19 protein-coding genes and 2 tRNA genes are annotated in these 21,136 nt (G+C 58.6%); 12 read left to right on the plus strand and 9 right to left on the minus strand.

Annotated features, from left to right (window positions below; translation table 11 throughout):
* The first annotated feature begins 53 nt into the window (after window positions 1-53).
* The 4 genes from RVM24_RS06695 to RVM24_RS06710 all read left to right on the plus strand — a co-directional run bounded on the left by RVM24_RS06695 (window position 54) and on the right by RVM24_RS06710 (window position 4,356).
* The gene (locus RVM24_RS06695; protein WP_106763579.1) at window positions 54-2,549 is read left to right on the plus strand and encodes a heavy metal translocating P-type ATPase; all 2,496 of its coding nucleotides are present in this window, start codon (window positions 54-56) and stop codon (window positions 2,547-2,549) included.
* A gap of 17 nt (window positions 2,550-2,566) precedes the next feature.
* Complete coding sequence (gene cueR / locus RVM24_RS06700) at window positions 2,567-3,040, plus strand: Cu(I)-responsive transcriptional regulator (protein WP_106763581.1); 474 nt, start codon at window positions 2,567-2,569, stop codon at window positions 3,038-3,040.
* Window positions 3,041-3,054: 14 nt separating this feature from the next.
* The gene (fdx, locus tag RVM24_RS06705; RefSeq protein ID WP_228247427.1) at window positions 3,055-3,393 is read left to right on the plus strand and encodes an ISC system 2Fe-2S type ferredoxin; all 339 of its coding nucleotides are present in this window, start codon (window positions 3,055-3,057) and stop codon (window positions 3,391-3,393) included.
* Window positions 3,394-3,597: 204 nt separating this feature from the next.
* Entirely contained in the window at window positions 3,598-4,356 is a 759-nt protein-coding gene (locus tag RVM24_RS06710; protein ID WP_106763585.1) for a MauE/DoxX family redox-associated membrane protein, read from the plus strand.
* 65 nt (window positions 4,357-4,421) lie between these two features.
* Here RVM24_RS06710 and RVM24_RS06715 read toward each other — a convergent pair whose 3' ends face one another.
* On the minus strand, window positions 4,422-4,616 hold the full coding sequence (locus tag RVM24_RS06715) for a heavy-metal-associated domain-containing protein (protein WP_228247426.1): 195 nt from the start codon (window positions 4,614-4,616) through the stop codon (window positions 4,422-4,424).
* A 393-nt stretch (window positions 4,617-5,009) separates the two neighbouring features.
* Between RVM24_RS06715 and RVM24_RS06720 the strand changes: the two genes are divergently transcribed.
* Window positions 5,010-5,900, plus strand: coding sequence for a LysR family transcriptional regulator (locus RVM24_RS06720; RefSeq protein ID WP_106763590.1), 891 nt, complete (start codon window positions 5,010-5,012; stop codon window positions 5,898-5,900).
* 25 nt (window positions 5,901-5,925) lie between these two features.
* Here the strand turns inward: RVM24_RS06720 and RVM24_RS06725 are convergent, their stop codons facing one another.
* Window positions 5,926-6,219 carry a helix-turn-helix domain-containing protein gene (locus tag RVM24_RS06725; protein WP_106763593.1) on the minus strand — a complete coding sequence of 98 codons (294 nt, stop codon included), beginning with the start codon at window positions 6,217-6,219 and terminating at the stop codon, window positions 5,926-5,928.
* A gap of 105 nt (window positions 6,220-6,324) precedes the next feature.
* Here RVM24_RS06725 and RVM24_RS06730 point away from each other — a divergent pair, with 105 nt between their 5' ends.
* A complete protein-coding gene (locus RVM24_RS06730; protein WP_106763595.1) occupies window positions 6,325-6,963 on the plus strand; it encodes a substrate-binding domain-containing protein in 639 nt (212 codons plus the stop codon).
* A 51-nt stretch (window positions 6,964-7,014) separates the two neighbouring features.
* Here the strand turns inward: RVM24_RS06730 and RVM24_RS06735 are convergent, their stop codons facing one another.
* The 3 genes from RVM24_RS06735 to RVM24_RS06745 all read right to left on the minus strand — a co-directional run bounded on the left by RVM24_RS06735 (window position 7,015) and on the right by RVM24_RS06745 (window position 9,959).
* Complete coding sequence (locus tag RVM24_RS06735) at window positions 7,015-8,946, minus strand: tyrosine-type recombinase/integrase (protein WP_106763598.1); 1,932 nt, start codon at window positions 8,944-8,946, stop codon at window positions 7,015-7,017.
* Between the two features lie 227 nt (window positions 8,947-9,173).
* Window positions 9,174-9,249: transfer RNA gene (locus RVM24_RS06740), tRNA-Gly, on the minus strand.
* Between the two features lie 107 nt (window positions 9,250-9,356).
* Window positions 9,357-9,959, minus strand: a complete 603-nt coding sequence (locus RVM24_RS06745; RefSeq protein ID WP_072677180.1) for a DUF924 family protein — start codon at window positions 9,957-9,959, stop codon at window positions 9,357-9,359.
* 92 nt (window positions 9,960-10,051) lie between these two features.
* Here RVM24_RS06745 and RVM24_RS06750 point away from each other — a divergent pair, with 92 nt between their 5' ends.
* From RVM24_RS06750 to RVM24_RS06760, 3 genes are all read left to right on the plus strand, one after another.
* Window positions 10,052-10,429 (plus strand): sirohydrochlorin chelatase, encoded by a 378-nt coding sequence (locus tag RVM24_RS06750; RefSeq protein WP_374786542.1) that lies wholly within the window; start codon window positions 10,052-10,054, stop codon window positions 10,427-10,429.
* A 28-nt stretch (window positions 10,430-10,457) separates the two neighbouring features.
* On the plus strand, window positions 10,458-11,363 hold the full coding sequence (locus RVM24_RS06755) for a TIGR01777 family oxidoreductase (protein ID WP_374786541.1): 906 nt from the start codon (window positions 10,458-10,460) through the stop codon (window positions 11,361-11,363).
* An 85-nt stretch (window positions 11,364-11,448) separates the two neighbouring features.
* Window positions 11,449-11,524: transfer RNA gene (locus RVM24_RS06760), tRNA-Glu, on the plus strand.
* Between the two features lie 33 nt (window positions 11,525-11,557).
* On the opposite strand, the gene ccoM is transcribed toward RVM24_RS06760, so the two are convergent.
* Window positions 11,558-11,707 (minus strand): cytochrome c oxidase subunit CcoM, encoded by a 150-nt coding sequence (gene ccoM / locus RVM24_RS06765; RefSeq protein WP_374786540.1) that lies wholly within the window; start codon window positions 11,705-11,707, stop codon window positions 11,558-11,560.
* Between the two features lie 255 nt (window positions 11,708-11,962).
* Between ccoM and RVM24_RS06770 the strand changes: the two genes are divergently transcribed.
* Genes RVM24_RS06770 through pta form a run of 3 tightly spaced genes read left to right on the plus strand, consistent with a single transcriptional unit; the run spans window position 11,963 to window position 17,773 of the window.
* Entirely contained in the window at window positions 11,963-14,383 is a 2,421-nt protein-coding gene (locus tag RVM24_RS06770; protein WP_431475148.1) for an EAL domain-containing protein, read from the plus strand.
* 21 nt (window positions 14,384-14,404) lie between these two features.
* Window positions 14,405-15,592 carry an acetate/propionate family kinase gene (locus RVM24_RS06775; RefSeq protein ID WP_230714225.1) on the plus strand — a complete coding sequence of 396 codons (1,188 nt, stop codon included), beginning with the start codon at window positions 14,405-14,407 and terminating at the stop codon, window positions 15,590-15,592.
* 27 nt (window positions 15,593-15,619) lie between these two features.
* The gene (pta, locus tag RVM24_RS06780; protein ID WP_152438280.1) at window positions 15,620-17,773 is read left to right on the plus strand and encodes a phosphate acetyltransferase; all 2,154 of its coding nucleotides are present in this window, start codon (window positions 15,620-15,622) and stop codon (window positions 17,771-17,773) included.
* Between the two features lie 36 nt (window positions 17,774-17,809).
* On the opposite strand, the gene der is transcribed toward pta, so the two are convergent.
* The 3 genes from der to RVM24_RS06795 form a co-directional block, all read right to left on the minus strand.
* A complete protein-coding gene (gene der, locus RVM24_RS06785) occupies window positions 17,810-19,231 on the minus strand; it encodes a ribosome biogenesis GTPase Der (RefSeq protein ID WP_286921204.1) in 1,422 nt (473 codons plus the stop codon).
* Window positions 19,232-19,294: 63 nt separating this feature from the next.
* Window positions 19,295-20,458, minus strand: coding sequence for an outer membrane protein assembly factor BamB (gene bamB, locus RVM24_RS06790; protein ID WP_061332161.1), 1,164 nt, complete (start codon window positions 20,456-20,458; stop codon window positions 19,295-19,297).
* Entirely contained in the window at window positions 20,458-21,114 is a 657-nt protein-coding gene (locus RVM24_RS06795) for a YfgM family protein (protein ID WP_286921205.1), read from the minus strand. The genes bamB and RVM24_RS06795 overlap by 1 nt, the downstream gene beginning before the upstream one ends.
* Window positions 21,115-21,136 lie beyond the last annotated feature (22 nt).

The following is a 21,136-nucleotide window of genomic DNA, read 5'->3' on the forward strand; positions in this document are numbered from 1 at the left end:
ATGGTAAACCCTAAGCTTCCCTCATGTCGAATCTCAACTACGGGAAATAAACCATGAGCATGCCAATAATGAGTGATGCTCGCGCCACAGCAGCTGCGATCAGCCTGCCCATCGAGGGCATGACCTGCGCGAGCTGCGTCGGCCGAGTCGAGGCCGCCCTGGCCAAGGTCGAGGGCGTGGACACTGTGTCCGTCAATCTGGCTACCGAGCGGGCGGACATCCGCCTGGCTGGTCCTGTTGATCGCATGGCGCTGATTCAGGCGGTGGAGAAAGTGGGCTACGAGGTGCCGGCCGGCGTCACTGAACTGGCGATCGAGGGCATGACCTGCGCATCCTGCGTAGGCCGCGTCGAGAAGGCGCTCAAAGCCATACCAAGCGTCACGGAGGCCACGGTGAATCTGGCGACCGAGCGCGCCACCGTGCGCGGCTTGGCTGCCGTGGAAGATCTGATCGCGGCCGTAGACAAGGTTGGCTACGAAGCCCGCCTGGTCGATACCGGCGCACAGGCCGAAGATGAAGCAGCAGAAAAGAAGGACGCCGAGCGGGCCGAACTCAAGCGTGACCTGACCCTGGCCGGTCTGCTGACATTGCCGGTATTCGTGCTCGAAATGGGCTCGCACATGATTCCCGGCATGCACGAGTGGGTCATGAACACCATCGGCATGCAGCAGAATTGGTATATCCAGTTCGTACTGACCCTGCTGGTGCTGGCCATTCCGGGCCGGCGCTTCTATGAGAAGGGCTTTCCGGCCCTCGTGCGCCTGGGCCCGGACATGAACTCGCTCGTCGCGGTCGGCACGATGGCCGCGTTCGGCTTTTCGATGGTCGCCACCTTCGCGCCCGGCCTGCTGCCAGCAGGCACGGTGAACGTCTATTACGAGGCGGCTGCCGTCATCGTGACGCTGATCCTGCTCGGTCGCTTCCTGGAGGCGCGCGCGAAGGGTCGTACCTCCGAGGCCATCCAGCGGCTGGTCAAGCTGCAGGCCAAGGAGGCCCATGTGTTGCGTGACGGCCGTATGGTGGATATTCCCATCAACGACGTAGCCCTTGGCGACATCGTGGAAGTGCGTCCCGGCGAGCGCGTGCCGGTCGATGGCGAAATCACCGAGGGCCGCAGCTTCGTCGATGAGTCGATGATCACCGGCGAACCGATCCCGGTCGAAAAGGCTGCTGGCAGCACGGTGGTCGGTGGCACCGTCAACCAGAAAGGCGCGCTGACGCTGCGCGCCACCGCCGTGGGCGGGCAGACCATGCTGGCGCAGATCATCCGCATGGTCGAGCAGGCCCAGGGCTCGAAGCTGCCGATTCAGGCCGTGGTGGACAAGGTGACGTTGTGGTTCGTTCCGGCAGTGATGCTGGTCGCCTTGCTGACCTTTCTGGTCTGGCTCGTGTTTGGCCCGTCGCCCGCCCTGACTTTCGCCTTGGTCAACGCCGTAGCCGTGCTCATCATCGCCTGCCCGTGCGCTATGGGCTTGGCGACGCCGACCTCGATCATGGTCGGCACCGGCCGCGGCGCCGAGATGGGCGTGCTGTTCCGCAAGGGCGAGGCCTTGCAACTGCTCAAGGATGCCAAGGTGGTGGCCGTGGACAAGACCGGCACCCTGACAGAGGGTCGCCCGGTGCTGACCGACCTGGAAATCGCTGAAGGCTTCAGCCGCGACCCAGTGCTGGCGAAGGTCGCTGCCGTAGAATCTCGCTCGGAGCACCCGATTGCGCGCGCGATCGTCGAATCTGCGACAGAAGGTGGCATCGCGCTGCCGACCATGACCGATTTTGATTCGGTCACGGGCATGGGCGTGCGCGCAACCGTGGACGGTTCCCGTGTCGAGGTTGGCGCCGACCGCTACATGCGTTCGCTGGGCCTGGACGTCGGTGTATTCGCAGGCACTGCCGAGCGTCTGGGCAACGAGGGCAAATCACCGTTGTACGCCGCGATCGATGGCCGCCTGGCCGCCATCATCGCCGTGGCCGATCCGATCAAGGCTAGCACGCCCGCCGCCATCGCCGCGCTGCATCAGCTTGGCCTGAAAGTGGCAATGATCACCGGCGACAACGCGCGTACCGCACAGGCGATTGCCAAGCAACTGGGCATCGACGAGGTGGTGGCCGAAGTCCTGCCTGAAGGCAAGGTGGATGCGGTGCGCCGGCTGAAAGCCAGCCACGGCCAGATTGCTTACGTGGGTGACGGCATCAACGACGCCCCGGCGCTGGCCGAGGCCGACGTGGGCCTGGCAATCGGCACCGGCACTGACGTGGCAGTCGAGTCAGCCGACGTGGTGTTGATGTCCGGCGACCTGCGAGGCGTGCCCAACGCCATCGCGCTGTCGAAGGCTACGCTGGGCAATATCCGCCAAAACCTATTCTGGGCGTTTGGCTACAACACCGCGCTGATTCCGGTGGCCGCCGGGGCGCTGTACCCAGCATATGGGGTGTTGCTCTCGCCGATCTTCGCCGCCGGCGCGATGGCACTCTCCAGCGTGTTCGTGCTGGGCAACGCGCTACGCCTGCGCGGCTTTCGGCCGCCGCTGGCGGCGGATACCACTCATTGAGAAAGGGGAGGAAGACCATGAACATCGGTGAAGCATCCAAAGCATCCAAGGTCTCGGCCAAGATGATCCGCTACTACGAGCAGATCGGCCTGATTCCGCCAGCGGATCGTACCGAATCTGGCTATCGCACCTACACCCAGGCCGATATCCACCGGCTGCATTTCATCCGCCGCGCGCGCGATCTCGGCTTCTCGGTGGCCGAGATCACGAATCTGCTGGGCCTGTGGAACGACAAGTCGCGCCAGAGTGCCGACGTCAAGCGCCTGGCCCAACAGCACATCGCCGAACTGGACCGACGCATCGAGAGCATGCTGCAGATGACAGAAACGCTCAAGGCGTTGATTCATTGTTGCGCGGGTGATGAACGACCAGACTGCCCGATCCTTCAGACGCTGGAGCAACCCGACACCAGTGAAGACGAACCTGAAGAGCGCACTGGTGCCGTACCGCGCCGCTCGCACGGCACCAGAACAGCGAAACGCTCGCGCTGACGACCAGGAGAGACATGCCCAAAATCACTGTTCTTCCCCACTCAGAACTGGCACCTGAAGGCGCGGTGCTGAACGTGCCAGCAGGCACCTCGATTTGTGAGGCCCTGCTGGACAATGGCATCGAGATCGAGCATGCCTGCGACATGAGTTGCGCATGCACCACCTGCCATTGCATCGTGCGCAAGGGGTTCGACTCTCTAAACGAAGTCGAGGAGTGCGAGGACGACCTGCTCGACAGGGCCTGGGGACTGGAGGTGCAGTCGCGCCTGAGCTGCCAGGCCATCGTGTCGACAGAGGATCTGACCGTCGAAATCCCCAAGTACACGATTAACCACGCCAAGGAGAACCACTAGGGCCTGGCGTGCCGCCGCAGGCACGCCGGCCTGTGGCCGGATTGTCCTGGCAGGTGGAGAACAGCCTGACGACCTACCCATGAGCCAGGCGCCTACACACTCTTGCGCCAGGGCGGGTTAGGGTAAAGAGGTAGTCTGAAGTCTTTTGCTCACGGTCGGCTCCGCCGACCTCCCTTAAGGAAGACCCCACAGGAGAAGTCCAGCATGTCTGCGCTCAAGCACGCCAAGCTCTACCGCATGGTCATGCCCGACCATACCTGCCCCTATGGGCTGAAGTCGCTCGATCTGCTCAAACGCAAGGGCTACAAGGTCGAGGACAAGCACTTGGCGAGCCGCGAGCAGACGGATGCGTTCAAGCAGGAACATGGAGTCGAAACCACGCCGCAGACGTTCATCGATGGGCGGCGCATAGGGGGCTACGACGAATTGCGTAAATTCTTCGACATGCCCGTGAAGGACAAGAACGCTGTGACCTATACCCCCGTGGTCGCGCTGTTCCTCATGGCCGCCGCGCTGGCGCTCGGGGCGAGTTGGGCCGCCTTCGGCCAGCTACCGGGCATTCAGACCGCAGAGTGGTTCGTGGCCTTTGCCATGTGCTTGCTGGCGTTGCAGAAACTCAAGAACGTGGACAGTTTCGCGACGATGTTCCTCAACTATGACCTGTTGGCCAAGCGCTGGGTGCGGTATGGCTATCTCTACCCGTTCGCAGAGGGTACCGCTGGCGTGTTGATGGTCGCGGGAGTGGGTATGTGGCTGTCGATTCCGCTGGCACTGTTCATCGGCACCGTCGGGGCCGTGTCGGTCTTCAAGGCGGTTTATGTCGATCGCCGGGAACTCAAGTGCGCCTGCGTGGGCGGGGACAGCAATGTACCGCTGGGCTTCGTATCCCTGACAGAGAACCTGATGATGGTGGCGATGGCCCTTTGGATGTGGGTCAAGGTCGCCTATTTCGGGATGCACTGAGCAACAACATGGCGCGTGCGCCAGCATCGCGGCCAACCTGCGTTCAGGTCGACCGCGATCGGATGTTACTGCGCGCGCGGCGGGAAACCAGCCTCGCGCAGGGCTGCGACGATCTGCTCTTCGGATGCCGACGTTTGCACCTCGACCCGGCGGGATGGCGGATCAGTGACGACTCTGGCGTTGGGGTCGATCATCTGAATCGTCTTCGTCACGGTGCGGGCGCATCCACCGCAGGTCATGTCATCGAGATGGAATTGCATGGAAAACTCCTTTCGGGTTGGGGTGCTTGGCAGTTTGGTCCTTGCCACGGTTGGAAGGTCAAGTGGTAGTTGCATCGACGGGACGCAGCGGCTGCCAAGTTCCCTCACGCTGTCACTGACGCGCAACCTTATTGATTCGCGCCGATGGCATTTGCAACGAAGCCAAGCAGCACACCGTCATCAAGCCGGCTCCGATCCCTTATCAAGCTCCAGATCAGAGGCAGGAGGTCTTTTTTGATAAAATATATGAACATATGTGTTATTGTTCAATCGAATCAATGGCCTTTTGCCCTGCCCTGAAGGGGAGCACCTGCTACTTCATCCACTGAGCACACTTCGGCATCAATGCGCCGTGGCCAATTGAATTGACCAAGATTGCTGAAGGACGCAACCATGGAACTTCGTCACCTGCGCTGCTTTGTGGCGGTCGCCGAAGAACTGCACTTCACACGAGCTGCCGAGCGCTTGCATATCGAACAATCCCCCCTGTCTCGAACGATCAAAGAGCTTGAGGATGAGCTAGGGGTAATACTTTTTGACCGAAACCGTCGAGGCACTGTGCTGACCCCCGCTGGAGCCGTGTTCTTGCAGGACGTCCGCAGACTGTTCACTGTTTTGGAGCATGCACGGGAGAACGTCCAGGCGGTCGCGGCGGGTCTGCGAGGGAGCCTGCGCATCGCTGTCTCCGATGGTGCAATCGATCCCAGGTTATCGGCGTTTCTGGCTCGTTGTCGCGCAGAAGAGCCGGAGGTCGAGATACGCCTATCCGAAGTACCTCTGGCCGAGCAACTGCGTGGTTTGCGATCAGGCGACTTCATGGCCGGATTCGCGCACACTGCCAACGTCGGTTACGGCATCGTCGCCGAACCGATCTGGCAAGACCCGCTGGTTATCGCGCTCCCCGCCCGCCACGAACTACTCGCTCACAAGAAGGTTCCGCTCCATACCCTCGGGGGGCATCCGCTCATCATGTGCGATCCCCAGGCGTGCGAAGGTTGCTGCCTCGAACTGGCTCGACTTCTTCGGCAACTGGAGCATGAACCGAACATCGTTGAGCACGCGTCCTCACTAGACATGATGCTCACCTTGGTCGGTGCAGGCTACGGCATCGGCTTCACGACGACGACCAGGATTACTGCTTACCAGCGCTCTGACGTTGTAATCCGCCCTCTGGCAGTGGAATCAGCGGTCATCACCACCTACTTGCTGTGGCCCGAAAACACCCGTTTGTCGGTTCCACTGGAGCAGTTCATTGCTCGGCTACGCGACCGATTGAGCGACTAACGAAGCTGGCCAAAGAAGGCAAGGCTCAAGAGCCGTTGCCAGAACCAAGGTTGTCCTCTGTTGCAGTCATCAATTCAGCCGAACTTATCCTGAGCGCCACGGCAATTTTCAGTATCAGAGCCAACGTGGCCATGTGCTGCCCGCGCTCAATCTTGCCCATGTGAGAACGTTCGATCCCGGCCAGTGCAGCCAGTTCTTCCTGAGAGATTCCTTGCGCCTTGCGGGCGGCACGCACTGCCTCCCCGAAGGCCTGTGCTGGCTCGGCTTCAAATGTGGTTGTACCTGGGGGACGGCCTCGTTGAACTATACGCTTCTGCATTGACAGAAGCGTCGGGCAGCCATGAGAATTTAACCACGTTAAATTTAACTCATTGCTATCATATTGGGTTGCTTTTTTGCGGCCAGATAGCTTCGCGGGGCTCTCATGCACCACGCCACCAGCCGATCTTTCAAACTCGCTATAGCGCCCGGCGTACCATCCTCTCGGCTATCAACGCTTCTTGCCCTTCAGCGTGCAGAGGAACCGGATATCGCCATCACGTTCTTCGAGGTCGCAGGCGACGACCTAGCTGTCGGCCTTCAAGAAGGTCGCTACGACGCTGGGATGTCACTTCAAGATACGAGCGCCCCGAGCCTGAGCAGCCAGCCCTTATGGTGTGAAAACATGGCCGTTGCTGTACCGCCACGGTTCCCCTTACCGAACCAGGCGATGCTCACGGTTGCTGAGTTGTTGAGCTATCCCGTTTTTCGCTGGCAGGCAGAGGCCTGCCCCCTGCTGGATCAACGGCTGTCTTCCTTGGCGCCGCCGGTGGATCAGCAGAGCATTCAGCACGTCACTTCGTTCAAGCTGTTGGCCCTATGGGTCGCGGCTGGCTATGGTCTTGGCATCTCTGCGCAACCGCGCATCGAGCGCGCCCATGAGTGGAGGATTACGATGAGGCTGCCCTCGGATGGCCCCTACGAAATCGTGACCCACCTGCAGCGCCCCCACCGGCCAACCAATGCTGTTACGGAGCGGTTCGCGCGCAGAGCGCTGCAGGTTGCCAGGGCCGGCGCACGGTAATGACAACCTATGGCCGGGGCCACTTCCCGGCCATAGGTTGCAGCGTGCAGGTTAGGCTTCCTCAAGAACCACCGCACTATCCATCAGCCGACGAACGCTCTGCCGCACGTCCTCGGGGATCGGCTGTGGGATGACCGTCTCAGGGGCATCCGCATGCTCCTGACCGTTCGTGATGATCCGGATGATTTTGGCCAGATTGGTCGGCGTGACGGTATCGATGGCCGTCCGATCGCCCAATTCCGGATGCGGCCGGGTCAACATGCGGTACAGATCCCACGAATCCGCGTCCGGACACCGCTTCATGAGGGTTTGGGCCAGCTTTTGCTTGAGTGGCACCAATTGCCAATCGGGAACGCGTTGTCCCCGGTTGCCCAAACCGATGGACAGCAATTTGCCGGCTTTCAGTTCGCGGTTGATCTGGTCTTTGGACTTCCCGGCCAACTTGCCGAACAACTGAACCGGCATGTTGCACGGCAATTCGTAGATCTCGAGCATTTCCTCGCGCTCACGCTGGATCGCGGACACTTCCGGCTCCGGAACTGGCTCAGGGGGCGGCGGCACCTGTGACAGCCGCTGAAAGGTGCCTCCCGAGGCGTTTGCCGTCACGACGATGGGAGTTGCCGCTACCGGTGGGATGGTGCCAATAAAAGACGCTTCCTCGGCAGAAACGGTATTTTCCGCCTCTACCATCGTTGGCACCCCATCGATACGGATGGTGAGATGCACGCTGGCGGCCTCCACCTGGCCCTGCTCCAGCAGGTCGAGGCGATCGGCCCAATCCTGCATCATCCTGCGGCGCGGCTCCACGTGTTTGGCGTGGTTATAGGCTGAGCTCACCTTGTTCGGGTCCGAGTGCGAGAGTTGCGCGTCCACCCAAATCTTGGGGTAGCCGATTTCATTGAGCGCCGTCGAGAGGGTTCCACGAATACCGTGGCCGGTCAGTTGATCGTCGTAGCCCATGCGCTTCAAAGCCTGATTGAGCGTGTTCTCACTGATGCGCTTCTTGAGGTCGCTGCGATGCGTCAGCAGGTATCGCTGGGCTGGCCGCATTTCTCCCAAGAGGTGGCGTACGATCTCGACGGCCTGGATGGACAGCGGCACGATATAAGGCGGGATGTCTTGCGCACGCTTGCCAGCCTTGCGCATCTCGTCCAGAAGTTGCTTGACGCTCTCTGGCGGGATGATCCACAGACCCCGGTCGAGGTCGAACTGGTCCGGGGTCGCCAGCCGCAGCTCGCCAGTGCGCACTCCGGTCAAAAACAACAGCCGAATGCCGAGCTGGGTCTGCCAACCACGAGTGTTGTAATGCCTGAGCTTCTGGAGAAACGCGGGAAGCTGGGGCAGAAGCAGGTACGGGTTGTGGTTCACCGGAGGTTTAGGCTCGGCTACGACATCAAGATCCGAGGCCGGATTGATCTCCAGTCCCTCAACGATCACCAGAGCGTAGCGGAACATCTGCCGGAACCAGGTACGAATTTTTTCGGCGGTGGTGTAAGCCTTGCGTCCCTCAACCCTTGCCAGCACACCCAGCAGTTGGGGACGACGGATATCGTAGATCGACATCCTCCCGAGGGTGGGCAGCACATCGTTGTCGAAGATACGGAGTATCTGGGACATCGTGCTTTGCCGGCCTTCCTTGAGCTCCTTGCGGCGATGCTCGACCCAGGCGTCGAAAACCGCCTTGAAGGTGTATTCGGACGCCAGCTTGATCGCGTGCCGCTTCTGCTTACGGTCGGTGTGAGGATTGATGCCCTTGGCCAGGAGCGCCCGGGCCTCGTCACGCAATGCGCGTGCTTCGCGCAGGCCGATCTCAGGGTAGTTGCCCAGCGAGATGCGCTTTTGTTTGCCGAGCCAGTAGTAGCGCAGGTGCCACGACTTGCCGCCAGTGGGAGCGACGACCAGGCCGAGGCCATCGGTGTCGGGGAGGTTGTAGGCTTTGTCAGCGGCCTTGGCTTGCCGCACAGTCAGATCAGAGAGAGTCATCTTTGAGCTCCTAAGTTAAGAACTTAGACTCAATGCTCGTCACGACTCCCGCCCAACCCCAGCAACAATCCGGAACCGGCACCACCCGCATTCTTTGGCCTCAATTTTGGCCTCAAAAACGCTGGCTGTCAGTGGATTTCCATGGCTTTTGCTGGAATGAAAAAAGGGCCTTTCGGCCCTCTTTTCAACGACTTACAGACGTCAGTGGAAGTCTGTAGATCATAAATTGGAGCGGGAAACGAGATTCGAACTCGCGACCCCAACCTTGGCAAGGTTGTGCTCTACCAACTGAGCTATTCCCGCTTGCTGTCAGAGGGCGTTGCCTCTCAACGGCTGCGTATTCTACTGATCAGCGTTCGGCCGTCAACAATTTTTGTTAAAAATTTGTGATTACCCTCAACCGCGCCGTTTTACTGACCAAATCGGCGACCGCCCGCCAGATAGGCCTGCTCTGCCTCCGTGGATGTTCGCCCCAGCGCCTTGTTTCGATGGGGGAAGCGGCCGAATTGCAGCACGATATCCCGGTGATCAACGGCCGACTGCAGGAAGCTACCCAAAAATTCGGCGAGCAATCCGTCGGCACTGGCAACCAACTGCTCATAACATGCCACTGACAAATCCTGATCCTTCTTGAGCTCCGAATGCTGCATGGGCATATAAAGAAACGCCCTTTGAATTAGAGGTAGCTCAAGATCCTGCCCCCTATCCATTGCCTGCCTGCTCAGATGGCGGGCCAGCCGATCACTTTCGAACGCCAGGGCACCGCCACGGAAGATGTTACGGGTAAACTGATCGAGCAGCAGTATTTCGGCCAATGCGCCTCCCGCTTCATTTCGCCAATGCTCCAAACCCTGCTCAGAGGCGAACAGCACCAGCGAAAGAAAGCGCCTTCGAATTTCCTGGTCAAACTTCCGATCGGACCGAAACCAACGGTTTCGGTGATCGGCATCCGGCAGCCCATGCTCATCCAACTTTCCAAACCAGAAATCCAGAAGCTCTTTCCAATCGAACATTTACCGACTCCCTGTTACATTTAAATCAGCGGGTGTACAGGATCTTATTTGATTACGACCGAAGCATTCCATTTGACCACCCAGGAGCAACCATGACCCAGCCTCACCGAATTATTCTGCTGGCCCACGGCAGCAGTGACCAACGCTGGTGTGAAACCTTTGAACAACTGGCAGCACCAACACTCAAATCGGTCGAGAACGCCGCCATCGCCTATATGGAGCTGGCCGAACCCTCGCTGGAAACCATCGTGAGCCAGGGCAAAGCCGAGGGTACCGAGCACTTTACCGTGGTTCCCCTGTTCCTGGCAGCGGGCCGGCACCTGCGCAAAGATGTACCGGCAATGATCGCAGACCTGGAAAGCCAGCATGGCGTCCAGATCAAACTGGCGCCACCCATTGGCCAGAACCCTCAGTTGGGCGATGCCATCCGGGACGTTGTGCTCCAGGAGCTGGAGAATAACGGATCCTGAAACCATCAGCCGACAGGAGGAGATCACCATGGAGAAAAAAATCCTGATTACCGGCGGTACCGGTTTTATCGGCACCATACTCTGCCGCGAGCTGGTCAACAAAGGGTATGGGCTGACCGTTCTCAGTCGGCAACCGGCAGATACGGTTCGGGCACTGTGTGGTCGAGTAGAAGCGACATCAGACCTGAAGCTTCTTGAAGGGCACCAAGGGTACCATGCCGTCATCAATCTGGCCGGCGAAGGAATCGCCGACAAGCGTTGGACGGCGTCCCGAAAACAGGCCCTGCGGGACAGTCGTATTGGCGTAACCCGGACTTTGGTTGATGTATGCAAAAGCTGGCAAAGCCCGCCGGAAGTTTTGGTATCTGGTTCTGCTGTGGGCTACTACGGCGACCAGGGAGATCATCTGGTTACAGAGGATACCCACCCACATCCGGAGTTCACCCATGAATTGTGTCGTGACTGGGAACAGGCAGCACTGCCCTTGGAGGAGCTGGGCACCAGGGTTTGCCTGTGTCGCACCGGCATTGTAACTGGCAGGGGTGGCGGGTTCCTGCAGAGAATGATCCTGCCCTTCCGGCTTGGCCTTGGCGGTCGCCTCGGCAACGGACAACAGTACATGCCCTGGGTGCACAGGGATGATGTGGTTTCAGGGCTTATCTGGATGCTTGAGAACCCCCACGCGAAAGGAGCCTACAACATGGTAAGCCCTAATCCGGCCACCAATAGGGAGTTCACCAAAACCCTCGGCAAGGTTGTTCACCGGCCCACGGTATTCCCGGCCCCCGCGCCGGTGCTCAAACTGGTACTGGGTGAGATGGCAGGGCTATTACTCACCGGGCAGAAAGCAGTTCCGGCGAAATTGCAGCACGAGGGCTTCCGGTTCAAATACGCCGAACTGGAACCAGCACTTGCGGATAGCGTGGTGGGGTAATTTTTTCAAATAAATCGTTGACAGGGCAAAAGCCCTTACTTAATATACGCGCCACCTCGACGAGGCAAGTTGTTGAAAACGTTGCGTCCCCTTCGTCTAGTGGCCTAGGACTCCGCCCTTTCACGGCGGCAACAGGGGTTCGAACCCCCTAGGGGACGCCAATTTTTTCAATCGGTTAAGCGATTTTTTGCCGGTTAGCCGCCCTGCCCTCCATGATGACTTTTGTGCCCCTTTTCTCCGTGGGCTTTCTGGTCTTTCATGACGAAAATCCCAACCCCCACAAAAAAGCCAACCATCAGCAACACGGTTGCGATACCTGCGATAACCACTGCATCCATATACATAGCGTTAACTCCTGCCCTATCTGAAACTTGATTAAGCTCAGGTTACGCTCGGGCGACCAACCCCGTATTGATCTGTGTCAAAGGCAACTATCACCTCTTTCATTTCACAAACTGCGAAACACCGCCCGAATTATTCCGTTATTTCCTGTATTTGCAGCGCATTCGACATAAACTACTGCTATAGTCGATAACAGGATAAGCACCCACTCTGCGCATCTTATGCCTGATATCCAATGTGATAGCGAAGTTCACAACATGCCAGAATTCATGCCCCGATTGAGGCGTATTCGCACAGCCTCTCCGCTTTCGTTCAGGCTCCTGGCATGGATCCTATTGTTCAGTACTGCCTTCACACTTCTGGCGGCGGGCGTGCAGATCTATTCTGATTACCGTAAAGACCTGTCGCTGATCGAAGAACGGATGGAAGTGATTGAATCCGGCTACGCCTCAAGCCTTGCCCGAAGCCTCTGGGCCCTCGATCAGAAACTTCTGCAAACACAGATGGAAGGCATCCTGAGCCTGCCGGATATCACTCACCTTCGACTCCGAATCGAGCCTGACTCCGAACTCGTCATGGGAGAAATCCCCAGACAGGCCGATACCCTTGTCCATCGTTTTGAACTGGTTCAGCGAGATGGAACTGAGTTCCTGCTTGGAGAGTTGGAAGTCACCGCCAACCTGGAGAGGGTTTATGGCGAACTTCAAAGAAAAGTCGGTGTAATTCTGGCCACGCAGTTCCTGACCGTCTTTTTTGTTTCCGTGCTTATCCTGTGGATATTCCAGCACCTTGTGACACGCCACCTCACCGCCATGGCCGACTACACCAAGGATCTATCCCTGAAAAACCTGTCCAGGCCCCTGGTGCTGGACAGGCCTGACAGCTCGGCCAACGGCAAAGATGAACTGGGCATGGTAACGGATGCCATCAACCAGATGCGTGAGCGATTGATTGATGATGTCGCCCGTCGCGAGCGCGATGCGGCCGACATCCTGAAGTTTTCCAAGGCCATTGATCAGAGCCCGTCATCAGTTCTGATCTGCGATCGCCAATGGCGAATCGAGTATGCCAACCGGAAGTTCAGCCAGCTTACCGGCCACACGACAGACGACATCATTGGTAAACACCCGTCTCATCTGATCGAAAACAGTATGGACATCCAGGATGCCCGCCACCTTTGGCAGTCCATCAGGCTCCAGGTGCAACGGGTTGGTGTTTGGCAAGGCGAAGTCAACAGCGTCCGGCGCAATGGTGAGCGCTACTGGGAGCAACTGGTGGTCACCCCTATCCGCGATAATAACGGTGACACCACCGGCTACCTGATCCTCGGTGAAGACATCAGCATCCGTAAGCGTTATGAACAGCAACTGTTGCGCCAGGCCAATTACGACATATTGACCGGCCTGCCAAACCGGATGCTGGCCCTGGATCGCCTCAAGCTGGCACTGGCCCAGGCCCGCCGAGACAATTCCCAGGTGGGGGTCATGTTCCTGGACCTCGACAATTTCAAACACATCAACGACACCCTCGGCCACGATGCCGGCGATACGCTGCTGGTTGAGGCCGCCCGCCGTATCTCCAGCTGCCTCAGGGGCACCAGTACCGTAGCCCGCCTGGGTGGGGATGAGTTTCTGGTTATCCTGCCGGGCCTCACGGGAACTGAGGCCTCATGCCAGGTCGCGGAGAGGATCCTGAAAACCTTTGCCCCCGCGTTTATGCTCAATGGCCAGGAAGTCTTCGTGACAACCAGTATCGGGATCGCCATCTTCCCTACCGACTCCGATAACAGTGGTACATTGCTCCAACATGCAGATGCCGCCATGTATCAAGCCAAGCACAAAGGAAAGAGCTCCTACGCCCAGTTCACGCCGGAAATGACCGAAGTGTCCCATGAGCGGCTTCAAATGGAGTCCCATATGCGTAAGGCGCTGGAGTTGGGAGAATTCGAGCTGTATTACCAGCCGATAGTGGACACCGCTTCTGGCTCATTGATCGGTGCCGAGGCGCTGCTGCGCTGGAATAATCCGGCCATGGGAATGGTTATGCCCGACCGCTTCATTCCGCTGGCTGAAGAAACCGGCCTGATCATCCCGATCGGCGAATGGGTTATCGAGGAGGCCTGCAAAGCCGCTGTCGCCTGGCGAGCCATGACCGGCCTCGAATCCCTTTCGATTGCGGTCAATGTATCGCCCCGCCAGTTCCGGGACCCCGGCTTTACCGATGCAGTCATGCGCTCCCTCAACGCCAGCGGGCTGCCACCGGAATGCCTTGAGCTGGAGATTACCGAAAGGCTCATTCTTGATAACACCATTGAAACCGCCGACATCCTTCGGCAACTGGACAGGACCGGCATCCGGCTGTCAGTTGACGACTTCGGAACCGGCTATTCGGCCCTCAGCTATCTGAAGTCGTACCCGTTCGACACACTCAAGATCGACAAATCCTTTATTCAGGATGTGTTGAACGAAAGTGGAGACGCCTCACTCGTGCGCGCTATCATCAACATGGCCCACAGTCTGGGACTGAAAGTCATCGCCGAGGGCGTCGAAGAAGAGGGGCAAACCCACTTCCTCAAGAATGAAAACTGCGACTATTCCCAGGGCTACTTCTACGGTCGCCCGATGCCCGAGCAGGATTTCATCTACTGGCTGGAAACCAATCATCGGGCCAATCTCTGAATCATCAAAACGGCACCAAGCATGAACGAAACAATACTGGTCGTGAACTGCGGCAGTTCATCTATCAAACTCGCGCTGTTCGACAGCAACCTCGAGAAACAAGCCTCTGCACTGGCTGAACGATTGAATAATCCCGACTCAATGGCAAAGATTTCCGGTGATAGCGTACCGGTGGACTTACCTGCAAACGCTTCCCACGACCACGCCCTGCAGGCCCTGGTAAACGCTTTCTACGACCGCAACCTGATGAGCCAAGAGCCTGCCTCCATCGGTCACCGGGTGGTTCATGGTGGCGAGGCCTTTCGGGAGGCCGCACAGATCGACAAAAACACCATAAAAGCCATTGAGGATTGTGCCTCACTGGCGCCACTTCACAATCCAGTCAACCTGATCGGCATCAACGCCATGCAGCGACTGTTTCCGGATGTACCGCAGGTGGCAGTTTTCGACACCGCTTTCCATCAGAGCCTGCCAAAACGGGCCTTCCTGTATGCCCTGCCTGAACACTATTACCGGGAATGGGGTATCCGGCGCTATGGGTTTCACGGCACCAGCCATCAATTTATGGCCCATGAGGCTTCGCGCCGGCTGGGCAAGACTCCCGCGACGACGTCCATCATTTCAGCGCATCTTGGCAACGGCTGCAGCATGACTGCCATCGATAACGGCATCAGCAAAGATACCAGCATGGGGCTGACGCCGCTGGAGGGGCTGGTGATGGGCACCCGAAGCGGCGATGTCGACCCGGGGCTGTTTGACTACCTGGCCGGGCGCGGCATCAGCGCCAGTGAAGTTCACAGGGTTTTGAACCAGGACAGTGGCTTGCTCGGGCTGTCTGGACAGACCAATGATATGCGCTCGCTGTGCGAGCTGGCTGACCATGGCCACGAACCTTCACAACTGGCCATCGATGTATTCTGCTTCCGTCTGGCGAAGTACTTTGGGGCCATGATGGTGTCCCTGAGCCATCTGGATGCCCTGGTGTTCACCGGTGGCATTGGAGAGAACAGTGCGAGAGTCCGAGCCCAGACGATCGAACACCTGAAATTACTGGGCATTACTCTCGATCCGGACCTGAACAACCATCACGGCCAGTACAGTGAAGGCCATATTGGTGACGCGGATTCCCGTTTTCCGGTACTGGTCATCCCAACCAACGAGGAACTGGTGATTGCCAGAGAAGCCAGCCGGCTCGCTAACCTAAACTGACATTCAAGGACGTAACCAGGAACCATTATGGCTAAGAGTCTGTTTATTGCCCCGACATCCCTTGATTCGGGCCTCACTTCCGTATGCCTGGGCTTGCTGAGGGCTCTGGAACGGGAAGGAGTAAGCGTCGGTTTTTACAAGCCTTTCAGTCAATCGGTGCATCGTGGTGAGGCCCGGCACAACGAAGGCAAGGACTCCTCGGTAGAGTTCGTCCGCTCCCGCAGCCACGTGCAGACACCCGACCCTCTACCCCTCAAGCAAGCCCAGCAGTTATTGAACCACGGCAAGGCGGATTTGCTGCTGGAAACCATTGTCGGGGAGTACCAGAAGGTCGCCAAAGACTTCGACGTTGTCATTATTGAGGGCCTTGTGCCAGACCGAAGCGAGGCCTACATTGCCCGGCTGAATGTAGAAGTGGCCCGGAACCTGAATTCCGAGGTCATTCTTGTCAGCACCCCGAGAACCTGCACGGCTTCCGAACTGGACGAGGAACTGGATTTCTCCGCCCGGATTTTTACCGCCCCGTCGGACCCTGACGTGATCGGCGTTATCCTGAACAAGGTTGGTGCCCCGGAAAAAACGGGCATCGCCCTTGACCAGCACCCCGATCACGAGCACCAGGACATCGATTATCAGACAGCCTGTTCGGTATTCAACACCGGGCGCTTTCGCCTGTTGGGTGAAATCCCCTGGCAACCGCACTTGCTGGCACCCCGTGTTTCCGACGTGGCCCGCGAGCTCGCGGTACCGGTACTCCATGGCGGCCAGATGCACTCCCGGCGGGTACAACGCGTGTCTGTGTGCGCCCGCACCATCCGGAACATGACCGACATCCTCAAGCCAGGCACCCTGCTGGTCACCCCGGGTGACCGGGAAGACATCATCGTGACCACAGCCGTGGCGGCACTCAACGGTGTGCCGCTCGCCGGATTGATGCTCACCGGTGGCCTGATGCCCGATGACAGGGTAATTGACCTGTGTCGGCGAGCACTCGAAACGGGGCTGCCGGTGCTCAGTTCTTCCACCAATACCTATGAAACCGCTCACATGCTTGCCAACCTGTCGGCCACCATTCCCATCGATGACCCCGATCGGATTGAACAGGCCATGGAGTCTGTGGCTACGCGAATCGATACCGACTGGCTGCAGGAACATTTGAAGGTTCAGCGCCAGGGGCGCCTGTCGCCACCAGCGTTTCGTTATCAACTGTCCGAACGGTCCCGGGCCGCCAACAAACGCATCGTGCTGCCTGAAGGTGCGGAACCCAGAACCGTTCAGGCCGCCATCATTTGCCACCAGCGTAAACTTGCCCGCTGCGTTCTGATCGGTGATCCGCGAGAAATACAATCGGTTGCCAGCTCCCAGGGCGTTGAACTGCCCGAAGACCTTGAGATTCTTGATCCTCAGTCAGTCCGGAATCGCTATATCGCGCCCATGGTGGAATTGCGAAAACACAAAGGGCTAACTGAAGACATGGCCGAAGCCATGCTCGAGGACAACGTGGTACTGGGCACCATGATGGTTGCCATGGATGAAGCCGACGGCCTCGTGTCAGGGGCCATTCACACCACCGCCAATACCGTTCGACCGGCTCTGCAGCTGATCAAAACCCACGATCACGCCAAAGTGGTGTCATCGGTATTCTTCATGCTCCTGCCCCAGCAGGTACTGGTTTACGGTGACTGCGCCATCAACCCGGACCCCAACGCTGAGGAATTGGCAGATATTGCCATCCAGAGTGCCCAGTCCGCCGAGGCCTTCGGCATCGAACCAGTGGTTGCCATGATCAGCTACAGCACCGGGGAATCCGGCACCGGCGCCGATGTGGATAAAGTCAGGGAAGCCACTCGCATTGCCAGAGAACGCCGCCCCGACCTGCTTATCGACGGCCCACTGCAGTACGACGCCGCAGCCATCGAGAGTGTCGGCAAGGCCAAGGCACCGGACAGCAAGGTGGCCGGCAAGGCAACGGTATTTGTGTTCCCGGATCTCAACACCGGCAATACCACCTACAAGGCGGTTCAGAGAAGTGCCAATGTGGTCAGTGTTGGCCCGATGCTGCAAGGCCTGAGAAAACCCGTAAACGATCTGTCGCGTGGGGCGCTGGTGGAGGATATTGTCTTCACAATTGCCCTGACAGCGGTTCAGGCCCGCCAGGTAGAGAGTGCCGGGTTGGCGTAACGCCAACCCGTTACAAAATGGGCGCGGCCCGGCAGATCAGCGCTTGACGCTCTTCTGTCGGGTTTTGCGCACACGGCGCCCCTTCTTGATGTCGTTGTCTTTCTTCACTTTCTGGCGCGGCGTCAGGCGGTCCACCTTGGTGGCGAAGGGGTTTTCACCAGACCGGAACTCAAACCGGATGGGCGAGCCCACCACCTTCAGCACCTTGCGGAAGGTATTTTCCAGGTACCGTTTATAAGCACCGGGCAACGAATCCACCTGATTGCCATGCACCACCACCACCGGCGGGTTAGAACCACCCTGGTGGGCATAGCGCAGCTTGATACGACGACCATGAACCATGGGGGGCTGATGCTGGGCCACGGCATCCTGCAGGATGGCGGTCAAGCGATTGGTTGGCCATTTGGCCATTGCGGACTCATAACAGGCCTGCACAGACTCGTACATGGTGCCAACACCGGTACCGTGCAAAGCCGAGATATAATACTTGTCGGTGTAGTCCAGGAAGTCCAGGCGGCGCCCCACCTGCTCTTTCACCTTTTCACGGTCTTCCGGATCCATGCCATCCCATTTGTTGATGGCAATCACCAGGGAGCGGCCCGCATCCAGAACAAAGCCAATCAGGTGCATATCCTGGTCAACGAGGCCTTCCCGGGCATCAATCACCAGAATAACCACATGGGCGTCGTCTATGGCCTGAAGGGTTTTGATGATGGAGAACTTCTCCACCACTTCTTTCACGTTCTTCCGGCGCCGCACACCGGCTGTATCAATGAGGGTGTACTGATGGCCGTGCCGCTCGTAGGGGATATACACGCTGTCCCGTGTGGTGCCGGGCATATCGTAGACAACGACCCGTTCCTCACCCAGCATCCGGTTGACCAGAGTCGACTTGCCTACGTTCGGGCGACCGACCACTCCAATTCGAATACCCGGGTACCGATCAGCCCGGTCCTGCTCTTCAACGTCCACCGGCTCAGGCAGCAGAACTTCCAGTAGCGAGCGGATACCCCGGTTATGGGCAGCCGCAATCGGGAAGGTGGACTCAAAACCCAGGGAGTAAAAATCGGCGGAGGCAACATCCGGGTCCTGGCCATCGGTCTTGTTCACCACCAGATGCGCCTGCTTGCCGGAACGGCGCAGGTGATCTGCAATCATCTCATCACCGGCTGTCAGCCCTGCCCTGCCGTCGACCAGAAACAGGACGATATCGGCTTCCTCAACGGCCTGCATGGACTGCCGGGCCATCTCTGCGTCCAGCCCCACCTCGTCACCGGTCAAACCACCGGTGTCGATGACAATGAACTTCTGCCCCTCGTACTGACCCTCTCCGTATTTCCGGTCACGGGTCAAACCCGGAAAATCCGCCACCAGCGCGTCGCGGGAACGGGTCATCTGATTGAAAAGAGTGGACTTACCCACGTTCGGGCGTCCTACCAGGGCAATAACTGGGGTCATAATGTTCTGCTATATAAAAAGGTCAAAAGCCCGGCTCATGCCGGGCTGATCATGTGAACGGTGTTACTTTTTTGGTTTCAGGCTATAGACCGCCATTCGCCCACCGTTGCCGTAAACCAGCAGGTTACCATCTTCAATCACCTGAACCGGTACGCGGATACCGTCACTGTCGAACTTCAGCTGGCCCTGCAAGGCGCCATCCTCCCGGGACAGTGCGTGCAGGTAGCCCTCGTAATCCCCGGTGACCACGTAGTCACCACTGGCCACCGGCCGGGTGACCTGGCGCCACGACAACCGGTCCTGAACCCAGAGTTCACGGCGGTCGCTGCCCCGATAGGCAATAATGTCGCCGTTCGCCGCCGCCAGGAAGATGCTGCCACCACCGATACTTGGCGAGTAGAAACTTGAAGCACGGCGGCTCCAGATTTCCTGCCCGGAGCGAATATCAACCAGCGCCAGTTTGCCCTGGTACCCGGCCACCATAATGGCCGATTCAAGGACCAACGGCTGGCCACCGATATCCACCAGCCGCTCCAGTTCTGTACGGCCCTGTGGTTGCCCGACCTCGTACTGCCAGACCGGCTGGCCAGCATCCGCGGTGAGCGCTATAACACGGCCGTTGGCGAAAGAAGCAATCACAATGTCGCCGCCCACCAAAGGAGCCGCCGCCGTCCGCATGGACAGCACCGGTACCTGGCCGTCGTATTGCCAGAGGCGTTCGCCATTAGCAGCATCGAAACCGATAACGCGGCCATCGGTGGTTTGCGCAACCACCAGAGAGCCATTGGACTGGGGCGCAGCAAGACCTTCGGTCGGTAATGAGGCCCGCCATAACTCCTCGCTGGTTTCCCGTGACAAGGCAACCAGTTCGGCATCGCGGGTGATGTAATACAACTGGTTACCGTCGCCACCGAAGCCGGCAAATATCCGGTCTTTCGACCGCCGCTGCCAGAGCGCCTTGCCATTCCCGGGCTCCACCGCCACCAGCAGGCCATCGGCAGAGGCTGCATAGATCACGTCGCCGGCGTACAACGGTGCCAGGTGCAAAAACTGGTCATCATGCCCCTTACCGACTGACATGGTCCAGATACGCTTGAACTCAACACTGGCATCAATTTCAGGAACCGGCACCGGCTGTTCAAAGGTATCCTTGGTGCTGCAGCCCACGAGCAGCACCACCAAGGATGCCAGAGAAAAACGAACGAACCTGTTGCGAGTTACCCGCATCAGGCCCCCTCCCCAACACCAAGGTCAGAGAGCTTAAGTTCCAGAATACCGCTGCGGCCCTGTTGGTTTTGCTCCCGTGCCGTGATGTAGGCATCACGGGCGCCGTCGGTGTCACCTTGTGCGAGCAGGATGTCCCCACGCAATTCTGAGAACACGCCAGCAAAGGCGTCGGCATTGGCCGCACCATCCAGGGTTGCCAGAGCGTCATCGTACCGCTCGGCAGCAAACTGTGCCCGGGCCAGTCGGTTACGCACAACCAGGCTCAGGGCCGGGTAATCCGCTGCCTTGTCCAGGGCCCAGTTCAATGAGTCAATGGCGGCCTCAGCGTTACCGTCCACCATCATCTGTTGGCGAGCCAGTACCAGGTTGCCATAGATGGCGTAGGCGCTCTTGCCATAGTCGTTGCGAAGGGACTCGGCAACAAATGCGACGGTTTCGCTGGCATTCTCGTCGGATTCGTCGGCAAAGGCATTGAGCAGAGTGGCAAACTGGTTAGCCGCTTCCGCACGCTGCTGAGCCTGGTGGTTCTGCCAGGCCTGCCAGCCGAATACGATGGCCAGCGCAGCACCGATACCAATCAGCAGAGAACTGCCGTTCTTCTTCCACCAGTCCTTGATCGCCTGGATCTGTTCCTCTTCGGTGCGCAACTCAGCCATGTAAACTCCTGTTCATCAATAA

This window comes from Marinobacter sp. KM021 (assembly GCF_050707965.1).
Taxonomy (GTDB): domain Bacteria; phylum Pseudomonadota; class Gammaproteobacteria; order Pseudomonadales; family Oleiphilaceae; genus Marinobacter; species Marinobacter shengliensis.

Bases quoted from the DNA above. Each gene is read 5' to 3' on its own strand.
- RVM24_RS06730 (WP_106763595.1), top strand. From the start codon at position 6,325: ATGCACCACGCCACCAGCCGATCTTTCAAACTCGCTATAGCGCCCGGC.
- RVM24_RS06710 (WP_106763585.1), top strand. From the start codon at position 3,598: ATGTCTGCGCTCAAGCACGCCAAGCTCTACCGCATGGTCATGCCCGAC.
- der (WP_286921204.1), bottom strand. From the start codon at position 19,231: ATGACCCCAGTTATTGCCCTGGTAGGACGCCCGAACGTGGGTAAGTCC.
- bamB (WP_061332161.1), bottom strand. From the start codon at position 20,458: ATGCGGGTAACTCGCAACAGGTTCGTTCGTTTTTCTCTGGCATCCTTG.
- RVM24_RS06770 (WP_431475148.1), top strand. From the start codon at position 11,963: ATGCCAGAATTCATGCCCCGATTGAGGCGTATTCGCACAGCCTCTCCG.
- RVM24_RS06720 (WP_106763590.1), top strand. From the start codon at position 5,010: ATGGAACTTCGTCACCTGCGCTGCTTTGTGGCGGTCGCCGAAGAACTG.
- RVM24_RS06745 (WP_072677180.1), bottom strand. From the start codon at position 9,959: ATGTTCGATTGGAAAGAGCTTCTGGATTTCTGGTTTGGAAAGTTGGAT.
- RVM24_RS06755 (WP_374786541.1), top strand. From the start codon at position 10,458: ATGGAGAAAAAAATCCTGATTACCGGCGGTACCGGTTTTATCGGCACC.
- RVM24_RS06725 (WP_106763593.1), bottom strand. From the start codon at position 6,219: ATGCAGAAGCGTATAGTTCAACGAGGCCGTCCCCCAGGTACAACCACA.
- RVM24_RS06750 (WP_374786542.1), top strand. From the start codon at position 10,052: ATGACCCAGCCTCACCGAATTATTCTGCTGGCCCACGGCAGCAGTGAC.
- RVM24_RS06695 (WP_106763579.1), top strand. From the start codon at position 54: ATGAGCATGCCAATAATGAGTGATGCTCGCGCCACAGCAGCTGCGATC.
- RVM24_RS06775 (WP_230714225.1), top strand. From the start codon at position 14,405: ATGAACGAAACAATACTGGTCGTGAACTGCGGCAGTTCATCTATCAAA.
- fdx (WP_228247427.1), top strand. From the start codon at position 3,055: ATGCCCAAAATCACTGTTCTTCCCCACTCAGAACTGGCACCTGAAGGC.
- RVM24_RS06795 (WP_286921205.1), bottom strand. From the start codon at position 21,114: ATGGCTGAGTTGCGCACCGAAGAGGAACAGATCCAGGCGATCAAGGAC.
- ccoM (WP_374786540.1), bottom strand. From the start codon at position 11,707: ATGTATATGGATGCAGTGGTTATCGCAGGTATCGCAACCGTGTTGCTG.
- pta (WP_152438280.1), top strand. From the start codon at position 15,620: ATGGCTAAGAGTCTGTTTATTGCCCCGACATCCCTTGATTCGGGCCTC.
- cueR (WP_106763581.1), top strand. From the start codon at position 2,567: ATGAACATCGGTGAAGCATCCAAAGCATCCAAGGTCTCGGCCAAGATG.
- RVM24_RS06715 (WP_228247426.1), bottom strand. From the start codon at position 4,616: ATGCAATTCCATCTCGATGACATGACCTGCGGTGGATGCGCCCGCACC.
- RVM24_RS06735 (WP_106763598.1), bottom strand. From the start codon at position 8,946: ATGACTCTCTCTGATCTGACTGTGCGGCAAGCCAAGGCCGCTGACAAA.